Raw genomic sequence first — 15,062 nt, 5'->3', positions numbered from 1 at the left:
ATAAGTGGTAAAGAACCAACAGCAAAACACCATTTAGGGGATACCCCAATAAAAAACGGGCAACAGCTAAAAATAACCGTTACCCGCTTGTGCTAGTTAAAATCAGAGAGATTACATTCTAACTTGCACATTTAGTGAGACTCTACGCTCATTGATATAGCGTTTATCAACTAAGTCATCCCACTGCAAGTATTGTTCTTGCTCTTCTTCTGTAAGGTTTGTGCCTTGTAATGAAACTGTAACGTTTTCATTGAAGTCATAACTTACCGATGCATCAATGTAATTTGTCGGTGATTGAAAGCGCGCAAAATGATATGGGTCTTTATTCACTAACCACATAAACTTCTCACTACGATAGTTATGAGCGATACGCGCCTGTAAGCCATCATTTTCATACCAAATGGCTAAGTTCGATTGGTGTTCTGAATTATCAATCATAGGTGTATCGTCACCATAATAATCCTTTGAACCACTCTCACTTGGCGAATAGGTATAGTTAGCTGTGATACCAAATCCACTCCAAAATCCAACTAAGAAATCAAGTCCTTGATGATAACTCACTTCCATACCTTTAATACTACCACCAGCACCATTAGCCACCGATTGTATAGGGGTTTTACCAGTGAATGCACCTGTATTTAAGTCGTAACCTCGTACTTCTCCATCACTATCAGGCACCTCTAGCATCACAGTTTCTCTGGTAATGAACGACTCAATATCCATATAGAAAGCACCTAAACTAAACATCCCTGATTCACTGAAATACCACTCGTAAGAAGCTTCAAAATTATCTGAGCGCCAAGGATCTAAATAAGGGCTCCCTTGCTGATTACCTCCCGTTGCACAAAACACCGAAGAACCATCAGTTTTTTGAACCCCACATGACAAGGTACGGTTTACAGTAATACCACCAGCTAAGTTATTGGTGTCGTGAACCGTCAGGGTTTTGCTATAGGCAAAACGCATGATCATGTCATCGTTTAACTCAACCTTTGCATTAAATGCTGGTAACACATCATCATAATCTCGTTTAGTACGAAGCGTACCTGCAGCAGGAGCAGGAGTGCCCAAAGCACCATCTACAATATATTCAACACCACCAAATGTCGCTGTTGAACCAGAACCTGACTCAGTCTGTTCAATGTCATATTCAGTTTTAACATAACGCACACCTAAGTTTGCAGAGTACTTATAGCCACTAATTTCACCTGCAAAGTTCGCCTGTGCATATAACGTTGATGTGATCTCTTCTAAGTTGTAAGTTCCTTCTGACTGCGGAGCTTGCACAATAGTGCCATACAACTCTTGATGATAGGCCAATGGATTTTTCATTGCTTTTGGATCAACAAAGTACAAGGCACCTAAACCTGAAGCCCCTTGAAAATCACTGATTTGAGTGATCTTTCCTGCCAAGGCTGGGTCATTAAATGAAATCAAGTCAATATAAGACTCTAAAGTGTCTGGTGCCTGACTTGCAGAATCTTTCCAATGAGCTAAAAACGGATCACCATATGCATTTGTTCTTGCTACTACACCGCGCCATGCCTGTTGTTCCACTTCGCGAACAGCATATCTAGCACCAAAATCAACCGAAATCAAATGCTCAAAATCAAACAACCAGTTTCCATCAAAACGAATAACATCAAGTTCCGCATTGCGATTAGTACCATCTAAGAAACCCGATGTATGGCTGTAGCGATCGATATTGCTGCCAAAAAGTTCACTGGTAACCGTTCCATCTTCATTCATCACCGACATAGTCGGTAAGGTCCACATTTGGTTATTGCCATAAGCAATACCTATTGGAATTTGAGTATACGCCCCCTCAACAGGAGTACCATCAGGCAAGGTTGCTAATTCACCGTCATAGCCCCAAGGGTTTACATCACCGGTAGGTTCACCACCAGGTCCTTTGTGTGTCGCTCCGACTTGAGCACCACTGTTGACATAAGCATCAACATAGCTGGATGCTTGATCATTTTTTGCTTCACCATGAACCCAGCGTAGTTTGCCCGTAAACGCACCTTCACCTTCATAAGAAAGCACTAAGTTAGTATTTAATGCTTCTTTTTCTACCGCATGGGTTTCAGAATGAACCATAGTACGTCGAGCCTGAAGTACCCCTGAATTAAAGGAGTTATAACTGCCACCAATGTCACTGCCATCAACAATATTCTCATGAGCAGTAAAACCATCTGCATTAGGGGTAAACCAACCAGTTTCACCTTGCCAAGCTTGGCTGGCAATAAAGCCCGCTTGATATTGGTGCTCATCTAGCTTGGTATAGAAAACATCACCCGTAATTTGAAATTCATCATTGATCTGATGTTGTACCGTGATGTTTAGGCCTGTACGCTCTCTTTCTATAAATCGGTTCGATGCTTGATGCCCTTGAAACGCATAATACATATCGTCAAAGTCGCCATCGCCGTTAGCATCAACATTCTCGGTAACAAAATTAGACGCTTCTGTCGCATTAAAGCCCCAATCCTCGCCCGAAGAACCAACTAAGTAGTCAGCTAGATTGACATCGTCGTAACTGAGGTTTAATGATACCGCGGTATTACTATCTAAATTGTATGCCGCAAAAGTTGAAAACTTTTTATCGGTATCTTTGCCCATCGAGCCATCAACAACTTCAGCTTTACCTACTAATGTATATCCTTCCTCTAAATAAATCGGCCTTACCGTTTGTAGGTCAATAGTACCTGCTAATCCGCTGACAACATTTTTTGCCTGAGCAGATTTGATCACATCAATACCAGAAACCATGGTAGATGGAACATCAGCAAAATTAGGCTGCACGGTTGTCACCGAGCCAGCAGATAACATTTGTTCACCATTTAATGTAGTAGCAACTTGAGGTACACCACGCACATTGACTTGGGCACCTTCACCACCAGAACGAGAAATTTGAACACCAGTAACACGTTGCAATGAGTCTGCAATAGTCACATCGGGTAACTTACCAATATCGGTTGCTGTAATTGAGTCAACAACAGAATCTGCAAAGCGTTTATTATTAATCGATTTTACAATTGAACTCCTAATCCCACGAACATAGATCACTTCTATATCATCTACGTTTGCTTGCTCTACCTTTGACACCTCTTTTTCATTTGCCACTTCTTCTGCAAACACCATCGTTGGTGCAAACAACCCTAAAAGTATGCTTGATGCCAACACACTTTGTTTGAAAGTATTCTTTTGAAAATTCATATTATCCCCTTATCTCTATGCTTTTTAGTTTGTTGGTGGGGCCTTTAACCCCACCTTTATTAGCAATAAATCTTGTGAACTGTTTATTCGAACTCAACTTTGTCTATAAAGAACTGAGCCGGTGTTTCAACGTTGTTTGCCCCCATAAAGCGAACTCCGAAACCACTCATTTCACTAAGATCCGAGATATCTAAAGAAAGCTCAACGCCACCGTCAGTCATTATGACTGCGCCACCGTCACGCCAGTTGTAGTCTTTATCTTTAGCAAATAATTGCACCTGAACGCCTTCACCTGCATTGGCAACACTTGCTGTGACTTTTAATGTATTCACTTCACCAACTAATAAGCCACCTTCAGGGTAAACTTGCAAAATGATATTATCATCGCCATCAGCTAACTGAGTAATACCTGATAAAGATTGAGCACCATCGATTGCCCACCCATTAGAAAGTTGAATACCTGAAGCAGGGGACCAATTGGTTTGGAATTCCCAAGCACCTGTACCTTCAAAATCCATAATGGTGGAACCATCTATTGCGACATTATCAATAAAGAACTTAGCATTAGCAGAATCTGCATCAACGCCATTAAAACGTACACCTAATCCATTGAGCGTACTCACTTGTGAGACATCAATAGTCAATTCAGTACCTTCGGCGCCAATATCAACGGCCGCAGGCCAGCTTTCAACTCCATCAGGTGCTTTAAAGAATATGTGTGCATTAACTGCATCGCCGGCATTCATTGCATTTACGCTAATGGTCAATGTTGATTTATCGGTAACATCTATGCCACCTTCTGGGTAGGTTTGGAATACCACATCATTAGCTGCACCATGACTGACTAGATCTTTATAAAAAGCTAACGATCTTGCCCCACTTGTTGCCCAAACATCTGAGGTAGTCGTGCCAGAAGTTGTAGACCAAGCAACTTGGTTGTGCCAATCACCAACATCAGGCTCAAAATCGTAGGTGGTATTATCATCTAATCTGACATTATCAATAAAGAACTGTGCATTTGTCGCTAAAGCATCAAAACCTTGCACACGAACACCAAAGCCCGCTAACCACTGGTATGCTGACAAATCGACCTCTAATTCGACACCACCGTCAGCAAGATAAACAGCTCCACTGTCGACCCACTCCCAATCATCACCATGCTTAACAAATAAACTGAAATACGTACCATCTCCTGCACCAATTGCATGTGCATTCAGCTTAATAGAGTTTATTTCACTAACATCAATGCCACCTTCTGGGTAAGTTTGGAAAATAACATCAGTTGGATCGGTTTCTGCTGACATATCTTTAACAATAGCCAATGAACGTGAGCCACTGGTTGCCCAAACACCAGAGTTTGTTAGACCTGAGGTCGCTCCCCAGTTAACTTGTGCCTCAAATCCAGCGGTAGAGAATTCAAAGCTTTCATAAATACCAGCTTGAATTTTAGAACGACCACCGGGGACATCTAATAGATTAATTACCCCATCAAAGGCATAGTTTGTATCTACTGTGACAGGATCTGCACCTTGAGGTCCTATAACTGAACCTGAATCCCAGTACTCTGAGTTCCAAGTAATAAAGAATGACCACCAAGCGTTTTGTTCATGCATCGTTGCAACATTTGGAATCGTGCCAGTCTCAGTGAGTGCAACTAACTTCTTACCGTTATGACGATTTTTAAGTGTTGAATACTGACCTTTGAACGTCGCTTCGGCGTCATTTTCAGGTGAAGCGTAGCCATCATACCCAACGATATCAACGTAGTTATCCCCTGGATACCAGTCTTCACTCAATCCTTGTGTATGGGTGAATACCCAAATTAAGTTGTTTAAGCCATGATGGTTAGTCATACGATCATACATTAACACCCACAGTTCTTTTAGCGCAGAAGAGCCATGAGCACCCCACCAGAACCATCCACCTTCAGCTTCATGTAAAGGTCGCCAAAGCACGGGAATTTCTTTATCGGCTAACTTTTTAAGTTCCATTGAAACGGTATCAATATCAGCAATAAGCTCAGCGTATTCAGTGCTTGAGTCGTCTGCTAATGCCGCAGCTAGATCAAACGTAGTGCAATCACTATAAAAACAACCTTCACTATCTGTATTTCCACTAGGCGCACGCCAGTGATATAACGCAGAAAGAATAACATTTTTCTCTTCATGCGCTGCAATCATTGCTTCAGTTAAGCCCGATGCATCACCACCAGTGTATGAAGCTGAATAATTCATATAGTCATAGGCGACGATAGCTGGAGCGTCATCATTTGTTGCTTCAACAATTGCATTAAAGTTATTTAATGGGAATGAGCCATCAACTTTTTGAGGAAACTCAGTTTGACCAGAAAGCGTTGCTGTTCCGTAATGAGAGGCGATAAATTCCATCAAAGATTTTGCCGAATCAATGGCATTTTCATTCACTAAATTTGGTTCTACTTTGAGTGGAGCTGCAGGAGCCGCGGCAGGTAAAAGCTGAATACTATCTACACGGTAATAATTCCAACCACCGCCTACTTCAATCGTATTACTTCCTTGGTTCAAGTTAAAAACATCAACGCGAATTTGTTCAAATTGGCCTGTTTCTGATAATGATACATCAGTGGTAACACCATTCACGCTCACTTGACCAACTTTACCACCATAACCTGTCCCTATGGTGTAGTTAAGATAAACGGTATAGTATCCCGCACTTTCTAGCTCTACATTGAAAGTAACTAAATCGCCAGGAGTAATATCTGATGTATGTCCTGTGCCAGAATGACCTGCAACATATTGTTCATGACTAGAATCAATAATCTCTACTGCACCACTTAAAGCAGCAACAGTCTCATCTTCTGCTTCAAGCGTTATTAATTTTTCTGGATCAAAAACAGTAATTTTTACGTCATCAATGAGCTGGTTACCATTTTCATCTTCAATGATTACACCATCACCACCAATGGCAGCAATTTCAAAAGTGTACGATTCGATTGACTCAACTTGTGGCGCAGTAAATGTTAGCTGAGGCACATTCCAATCATCGATAGCAATCGAACTACCTTCGGTTTGTGTCCAACGAACTGTTTGATCAGTGACTGTTCCGGTTAAGCGGCCTTCTAATACCACTGTTGCTCCAGGTGCATATTCAGCATCTTTACCTGCAATTACACCTAAAGGTCGTGTCTCTGGCGTGTACTCGACTTTATCGTTATTTAGACTACCTTCATCGACACAACCAGACAGACCACCAATCAGCAATGACGCTATCAGTAGCGTATTAGCTGAATATGTTCCTGCTGTTTTACTCATTTCTCGCCCCTATTTCTATTTTATTATAGCTAACCGGAATAAACTCAAAACAAAAGTGAACCGGTTCATTCTTTATTTATAAAAAAACCGGCAAAATCTTTACGCACAAATAATGAACCGGTACTATTTTTAACCTAAACGATTAAAATTTAATTTGCAATATTATTTTTTAATAATCGTCACTTTTTTTGTACTAATGTTTAGATCTGAAATTAAATCAAATTAACTTCCTATCATTTCTCACTCATAAACAGGTTGAACGTTTTATCAGCTAACAATTTCGGTAAATATCGATCAAACCGTCAGTAGATGAATCCATCTCCACCGATAAGCTAGCATCAATTATCTTATTTAACACCTGCCTTCCTAGTGTTTTTCCAAGCTCAACACCCCATTGATCAAAGGAGTTTATCTGCCAAATCACACCTTGCACAAAGACTTTATGCTCATAAAGTGCAATCAAGCTGCCTAATGTTTTGGGCGTTAAGCGTTCAAACAATAAGGTATTGCTTGGCTTGCTACCTTTCATCACTTTATGGCTAGCCAGCTTTTCTATCTCTTGTGTGGCACATTTTGCTTTAGTCATGGCCGCAATGACCTCCTCCTCAGTTTGCCCTTGCATTAACGCCTGACTTTGACCAAAACAATTGGCTGCCAACATGTCATGATGTTCAGCTTTATCATGATGAGGTTTAAGTGGCATCATAAAATCGACAGGTATCGGAGTTTTACTTTGGTGGATCAATTGATGAAAAGAATGCTGCCCGTTAGTTCCTTCGCTGCCCCAAATAATAGGGCCAGTATCATAATCCGTTTCTAAATTATCCCTAGTGACCGACTTACCATTACTTTCCATATCCAACTGTTGAATATACGCTGGCAGTCCTCGAAGATAGTGATAATAAGGTAATATAACTTGTGATTGAGCACCATAGAAATTACGGTACAGCACTCCTAAAAGCCCCATAATTACGGGCATATTTTCCATTAAAGGAGCTTCTTGAAAATGGCAATCCATGTCATAAGCCCCCCTTAGAAACTGCTCAAAGTTTTCATAACCTATGGATAATGCCAGCGGCAGTCCAATGGCTGACCACACGGAATAGCGTCCACCAACCCAATCCCACATTGGAAATATATTGGCTTTATCAATGCCAAACTTTTGAGCGGCTTCTATATTTGTTGATACACATACAAAATGAAGCGACACATCCTGTTGAGTCGCGGATGCTAAGAACCAGTCTTTGGCTGTCTGTATATTTCTTAATGTTTCTTGTGTAGTTAGTGTCTTCGATAAAGCAATAACTAACGTAGTTTCAGGATCAAGCCCTGTTAACACGTCATTAATATGACAACCATCAACATTGGCAACAAAGTGCACTTTTAAATGTTTCTGTTGATAGGGCTTTAATGCTTCTGACATTATCTTAGGCCCTAAAAAGGAGCCGCCAATACCGATACTTACAACATCGGTAAAATCTTTACCGGTATAGCCTTTTTTTTCACCCGTTGAAACTTGCTCAACAAAGTCTCGAATCTGTTTCAAGGTGCTGTAAACTTGTGGCATCACATCAATGCCATCCACATAAACCGGCTGATTTGAGAAATTTCTCAATGCCGTATGCAGCACAGCACGTTTTTCCGTGCTATTAATTGCCTGACCAGCAAACATAGCTTCTCGAAGCTTCTCAAGTTGCACATCTTGCGCAAGCTGTGTTAGCAGTGACATGGTTTCTTCATTGATCAGGTTTTTCGAATAATCTAACGTTATTCCAGCCGCCGAAAAAGAATAGCGTTTAAAGCGTTCACTATCTGCTTCAAATAACGCTTTCATTTGAATGTTCGCTATTTGGCAGTGATTTTTTAATGTATTCCAGCTTAATAATTCAGTTAACATATTTCTTACTTTATGATTGGGTTTAACACTTGATTCACTTGTTTGATAATCGATAACGTTGACGCATCACTGGCAAAAACGGTATTTAAACCTTGTGGCTCTTGAGCCGGATCTCCTAAAAAGTCATCACCTTGCTGCCACTGGTAGTTGTTATCTGGATTTGCCTGTCCATATCCACCATAAGCCCAAAAATTAAAGCCCGCTAGCACTCCTTGTTGCTGGTAACTTTGAGTGATGTTTTCAAACATCGCTTGATAAAACTTATCTCGGTAATCAGTACTAGCATTTGGTGATAAACTTTCATTATTGCGAGGAAAACCAAACTCTGACATCACTATCGGCCTATTCATCTCTTTAGCTACAGCGATATGCTCGCCCATATACTGATTTGCTTTATCGATCGCTATGCGCAACGAAGCCGCCTCATCATCTTTATTGTACCAAGACCAGTTTTTTGGCCACATATGCATCGTTAGGTAGTCAATATTAGTGTTATGGTGGTTTACTTGATAAATCCTCAGGTTATTTGTGCTGCCCGCTATGCCTTCGCTCCCCGTCGAAATAAGCTGATTTGGCGCTAGCGAATGGATTAAATTAACCGACTCATCAACCCATAACTTAAACATATTAAAGTTATCTAAAGAAAACACTCGAGGTTCATTTGCTAACTGCCAGCTCATTATCGTTGGATCTTGATTATAAGGTACACCAGTGATGGAGTTCTCTCGTTCAATAATAAATTTTACATGGCGATAATAACTGTTTTTACATGCCAAACAGCGATGAAACTGCTCGGTATAACTCATATAATCAGGCCAGTCGTATTGAGCTGAAAAGGGATTAGGAATATCACCAAAGCCATGCCAGGCAAGATACTGTGACATCCCCCCAGACCAAATCCAGTTATTATTGAGGTAAAGTACCGCTTCCATATTGCGCTTTGCCATTTCAGCAAGCAGAAAATCTAAACCTAGCAATAAGTCTTGGTTATAGATACCCGGTTTTATTTGTAAAGCCGGCTTAATTGATGAATCCGTATTTCCACCGTCACCACCAACAAGAATACGCAGGTTATTTATGCCATGAGCCTGTAAATTATCCAGCTCTTTTATCAGGCGTTGACGATCACCATTGGGCGCTCCTAATAATGGCCCATACCAATAATTAGTACCAACAAAATAGTAAGGTTTACCACGCTTAACAAACTGCCCATTCTTCACCTGAATAAAGGCATTAGGCTGACCTATCGTTGTTGATACCACATTACTTGGTAAGGACTTTCCAGATTCATTCACGGCAATGATGCGATAGCTAACCTGTCCAGACTTATTCAACATTTGTGTGTCTTGATAGAGCACATCAACATCGGGGTTAAACCGGTTTTTGCCATCAGAGACGTTACTAGCGATAACTTGCCATTGCGCCTTACCGACTTTTCGCTCAATGATATAGCTTTCTCCAACAGGGGCTCCGAGCCATGCTAATTTCAAATCTGGGGTAACATTTCGCAAAATAGGGGCTTCTGGTACGGGTAATTTTGGCGTTGATGAATAACCATCCATTTTCGCCTGTACATCGCGAAGTAATTTAGTGACGTGTCTTTCCTGGTTAAAATCTCCTTCTTTAAATCCAGGTAAGTGATAACTGTAATAAGCACCACCACTTTCAGGATGCCAATAAAAGCCACCATTATGACGTCGTCCCCTAAAACCCCAAATCATTGCGCCAGCAGCCTGATGCCCTTGATGTTCAAAACTACGCACCGTATCCATGATTTCAGTTAAACCCTCTATCGGCTTTAAACCAAACTCCCCCACCAAATACACTTTGTTACCATCAATAGCCGCTAAGTTTTCTTTGACTGTTTCGGGGTTATTATTACCATTGACGGTATAAAAATGATTACTAATGATGTCGACATTAGGATCAGTGAGTGAACTGGGTAAAATTGACAGATAATTACCATCTACGACGAGCTGATTTGGCGCTAACGACTTAATATGTTTCGCCGTTTCAGCAACAAATGCTGGTGTACTTAATTTGAGTTCATTACCAGTTTCCCATGCCATGACCGACTTTTCTTGGTAATAATATCGTCCGGTGATAGTGTTCTTACGACTGATAACCTGCTCAATAATATGTAAATAGGCAGCATAGGTTTTTGAATTTGTACGATAAAAGTCATCTTCCGTTTCATCGTAAAAGGCTGCGAGCTGTTTTCTTCCACCCCACCACTCCCAGTGATCGATAAAGGGTACAATTAAGCGCAGGCCATACTTATCAGCATGAGCAATAAGCTGATCAAAAACTACCATGGCTTTTTCATTTAGCAGCGGCATACCATTTGGCAAATCAGGCTTTAAAATATGTGTTTCTCTACCACACTTGGCATCATCTTCATGCTCAACTGACAACACATAAATGCGCGTAGCTTTATGACCCGTTCTTACTAGCGACTTTACCCAATTTTCCTGTTCGTCAGAAGTAGGCCACTTAAAGTGTTGCCCCCAGCCTCTGCGATCATTGGCACACACACCTTTAATGTCATCTTCTATTCGATGAAGCTCAGGCGCATTTAACCCTACAAATCGAAACGTTTTATCACCATCTTTAAGCTGACTGCCATCTCGGGTAATAAAGTGCTCAAAGCTACTAGCAACTGTTTGATTCGAGCATAGTAATAATAAAAATAATACTAAGCGCATGCCCCCCCCTTAGCTTCAATAATTTTAAATAATCGACACAGTTCCATCATGGCTCGTCCGTTATGATAAGGCGCCTTCCAAAAACCGACTTTATATCCTGACGACAAACTAGAGGTATCATTGCTTGATAGCCAATGCCACTCACCGTTTTCTTTATCAAGGTGATAGTGATTAATGAATTGCCAAATAGGCTTACAGACATCTAAATACTGAGTGTTTGCTGTAAGGTAATATGCATTCATAAAACCCACTAATGCTTCTGCTTGTACCCACCACTCGCTACTTTGATGACGACGTTGAGTTGTAAAATCAAACTCATCACACACTTGCCCTTGATCACCAATCGCTTCGGCTAAACAAGCTGAAGCAAGTTGTAATACTATCGGCTTGACCGTGATTTTTACCGCTTCGTCTCCAAGTAATTCGACAGCTTCCCACAACAACCAACTGGCTTCAATATCATGGCCATAAGAAAAAGCAGACGATTTATCTTTCCATGTCATATCAAAAAACAATTTTTGATGACCACTTTGTTGATCAACAATATTTTCAACAAAAATCTCAATAACATGGCGTAATGCTTCTTCTGTCTTTTCTGTGGGATTGATCTGATAAAAAGAAGCATAGGCTTCAAGCACATGAAGATGAGTATTCATTGACTTAGGAACATTGAGATCTTTTTCACTTAACCTGAAATCTTCTATGCTCAGCCAGTCACGAGTACTGGCTTCGACATAGCCACCGTTAACACGATCTCGAGCATGTTTTTCTATCAGTTCAAAATACTCATTCGCTTTCACTAATGCTTTTACAGATTGAGTAAGTTTGTAATAGGCAGACAAGGCGTAAATAGAAAAGCACTGCGCATAAGTTTGTTTTTTACCATGAACAAACTCCCCCTCAGCAGAGAGCTCCCATAAAGCGCCACCATAAACTCGGTCATCAAAATATGTCATAAAATATTCAAAAGCTCGTTCAGCCACTTTTTTGTGGTCTTCTTGTCCTGAAAAAATAGCTAGTTCACTGAAAAACCATAGAATACGACTATTTAAAATAATCCCTTTATTAGCGCCTTTGACAATGTTTCCGAGATGATCCATCTCGCCAATAAAGCCACCATGCTGACGATCTAATGTATTGTCCATCCACCAATTGGCGATGTTATCAAGCTCTTCGCGAACCGATTGATAGCTAAAAACTGTTGCTTTCATAGTTAATTCAATATCCGTTTAATTTATTGCGAAGCATTACTTTCAATTAACTGATTAATTGCCATCACTGATGTAGCTGAACGTAATCCGTCTTCAGGCGAGTGAATACAGTGATCAATCAATCGTTCAACAGTCGTTGTTGCAACATGCATACGGGTATCAGATGACGCGTAATAAATGAATAGATCACCGTTGTCATCGGCTATCCAACCATTACTAAACACAACATTTGAAACATCACCAACACGTTCTGCTCCTTCTGGCGCAATCAAGTGACCAGCAGGTTTATGGGTGATCATCCAAGGCTTATTAAGATCGGTGAGAAAGGTATATAAAACATAACGCAAACCTGCTGCGGTGTTACGGACACCATGTGCTAAATGCAACCAACCTTTATTAGTTTTAATCGGAGCAGGGCCTTGCCCATTCTTAATTTCAGTAATGGTGTGATAGACCTTCTCATCAATAATGGTTTCTTCTTTTATCTCTGGATATTCCATAGATTCACAATAGCCAAAACCAATACCACCTCCGCCGCCAACACTAATAAAACCATCTTGTGGACGGGTATATAAAGCATATTTTCCTTCAATAAATTCTGGGTGTAAGACAACATTTCGTTGTTGTCCCGAATAAGTGATCAAATCAGGCAGACGCTCCCAATTAATTAAATCTTTCGTCCGAGCAATTCCACACTGTGCTTCAGCTGCACTGGTGTTATCAGGTTGAGATTCATCCTTTCTTTCTGTACAAAATAAACCATAGATATAGCCGTCTTGATGTCGAGTTAAACGCATATCATAGATATTTGTATCGGGTCTGTCGGTTTCAGGCATAGTGATCGGCTTGTCCCAAAACTTAAAGTTATCAATACCATTATCACTTTCTGCAACCGCAAAATATGATTTACGATCTACCCCTTCAACACGAACCACGATGACATATTTATCATTGAACTTGATCGCACCAGAATTCAAAGTTGCATTAACACCTATGCGCTCCATGCAAAATGGATTATTGGATTTATTAAAGTCATAACGCCAATTTAAAGGAACATGTTCTCGTGTGATAATTGGATTTGTGTAACGCTGATAAATCCCATTAGTAGTTCCTATTGGGGTATTTTTTTTCCCGAGTAACGTAGTTTGTGCATGTTTTAGTGCACTTAACCTGTCATTAAAATTACTCATGAGTTCCTCTTAGAAATTTATATATAATTACTTAATAATTAAGATGGCGTATTGGTAGCTCGCTTCACATTTAGCTGCTTGTTTATATCAAAAACAACGTCATCCGTTAGCTTGTAGAAAATAATAAAAAGACCTGAAATTAACGCGCCAATAGCAGGTAAGAAGCTGATCATTAACCTCAAACCTTCTTTAGCTTGCTCACTTTGCTCAACATTCGCTTCATAACCGAATAGCGCTAAAGACCAACCGGTAATAGCACCGCCAAGTGTCCAGCCCATTTTTTGTGAGAATGAAGATGATGAAAAAATAAGCCCTGTCGCTCGTCTTCCTGTGGTGTGTTCTGAGTAATCAGCAATATCTGCGTACATCGACCATAGCAATGGAAAAATAATGCCGGCACACATACTGACAATAACTTGTAGCGCCAATATGATCAGGAACTGCTGCTCACTTATAAAATACAGTCCACAACTAAAAATAGCCGCTAAGAACATGGCATACATAAAGGTTTGCTTTTTACCTATTACAGATGAGATAGGTTTTGCTAACACTACGCCAACAATATTTGCCGCCTGCCCAACCACAAGATAAGTCGTGGTAATTCCTAAGCTCACCCCTAAAAAGTCAAACGACTGTATTTCAAAATAATATTTAAAATAATAAACCGCAGAGCCATCACGCATACTATTAAATATCAATGTAGATAGCGCAGCACCTAATAAGATAAACCAAGGTTTATTATGTAAAAGATTGGTAAAGTCTTGCTTAATCGACTTACTTTGCTCTTTAGGTGGTGAAATACGTTCGCGAGTTAACAAAAATGTAAAATAAAACAAGGTCGCCGCAATTATGCCGTAAACAACCATGGTATAAGTCCAGCCTTGCTGTAAATCAGGGCTATCTCCCGCCAAATTACTAAAAAATCCGATCAAAGGATCTATCAGTAAAAAAGCAAAAATACTGCCCGCAAAAGCAAATACCATGCGGTAGGAAGCCAATGAGGTTCTATCCTCTGAATATGGCGATATCACACCTAATAATGACGCATAGGGTACATTCACCGAAGTGTAAGCCATCATCATTAAAGTGTAAGTTACATAGGCATAAACCAATTTACCCGTTGTTGAAAGATCGGGGGTAATAAAGGTGATCACTCCAATCACAGCAAACGGTATCGCGCCAAAAAGTAGAAACGGACGGAATTTCCCCCACCTTGACTCAGCTCTGTCGGATAACACTCCCATAATAGGATCATTCACTGTGTCCCAAATACGCGTGACCAAAAACATGGTGCCTACCGCAGCAGCGCTAATACCGAATACATCGGTATAGAAAACCATTAGATACACGGAAAATATTTTCCAGTACATGGAAGAGGCGAAGTCTCCTAAGCCATAACCCACTTTTTCTTTAAAATCAGGTCTATTCGTCGTTGTTGTTATCTTTGTGTTTGTCATACCCGACACTCATTTAAAATTCAGTTACATTGATTGTGGCAATTTATTTTTTTTATGTTAATCTATTTTCGAACCAAAATGAACCGGTTCACT

7 protein-coding genes are annotated in these 15,062 nt (G+C 40.4%); all 7 read right to left on the bottom strand.

Going from position 1 to position 15,062, the window contains the following annotated elements:
• Window positions 1-111: 111 nt before the first annotated feature.
• Window positions 112-3,219, bottom strand: a complete 3,108-nt coding sequence (locus IV514_RS14275) for a TonB-dependent receptor (RefSeq protein ID WP_241242390.1) — start codon at window positions 3,217-3,219, stop codon at window positions 112-114.
• An 83-nt stretch (window positions 3,220-3,302) separates the two neighbouring features.
• The gene (locus IV514_RS14270) at window positions 3,303-6,509 is read right to left on the bottom strand and encodes a glycosyl hydrolase (protein WP_206485960.1); all 3,207 of its coding nucleotides are present in this window, start codon (window positions 6,507-6,509) and stop codon (window positions 3,303-3,305) included.
• Window positions 6,510-6,780: 271 nt separating this feature from the next.
• Complete coding sequence (gene pgi, locus IV514_RS14265; RefSeq protein WP_206485959.1) at window positions 6,781-8,406, bottom strand: glucose-6-phosphate isomerase; 1,626 nt, start codon at window positions 8,404-8,406, stop codon at window positions 6,781-6,783.
• A 5-nt stretch (window positions 8,407-8,411) separates the two neighbouring features.
• On the bottom strand, window positions 8,412-11,111 hold the full coding sequence (locus tag IV514_RS14260; RefSeq protein ID WP_206485958.1) for a hypothetical protein: 2,700 nt from the start codon (window positions 11,109-11,111) through the stop codon (window positions 8,412-8,414).
• The gene (locus IV514_RS14255; RefSeq protein ID WP_206485957.1) at window positions 11,102-12,322 is read right to left on the bottom strand and encodes an AGE family epimerase/isomerase; all 1,221 of its coding nucleotides are present in this window, start codon (window positions 12,320-12,322) and stop codon (window positions 11,102-11,104) included. Before IV514_RS14255 ends, IV514_RS14260 begins: the two co-directional genes overlap by 10 nt.
• A gap of 23 nt (window positions 12,323-12,345) precedes the next feature.
• Window positions 12,346-13,512 carry a glycosidase gene (locus tag IV514_RS14250; RefSeq protein ID WP_206485956.1) on the bottom strand — a complete coding sequence of 389 codons (1,167 nt, stop codon included), beginning with the start codon at window positions 13,510-13,512 and terminating at the stop codon, window positions 12,346-12,348.
• A 38-nt stretch (window positions 13,513-13,550) separates the two neighbouring features.
• Window positions 13,551-14,969, bottom strand: a complete 1,419-nt coding sequence (locus IV514_RS14245; protein WP_206485955.1) for an MFS transporter — start codon at window positions 14,967-14,969, stop codon at window positions 13,551-13,553.
• Window positions 14,970-15,062 lie beyond the last annotated feature (93 nt).

Source organism: Thalassotalea sp. G2M2-11 (genome assembly GCF_017168195.1).
In the GTDB taxonomy this organism is placed as follows: Bacteria; Pseudomonadota; Gammaproteobacteria; order Enterobacterales; family Alteromonadaceae; genus Thalassotalea_E.
Note: the sequence above shows the minus strand (reverse complement) of the source record. Positions and strands in the feature narration are given on the sequence as shown.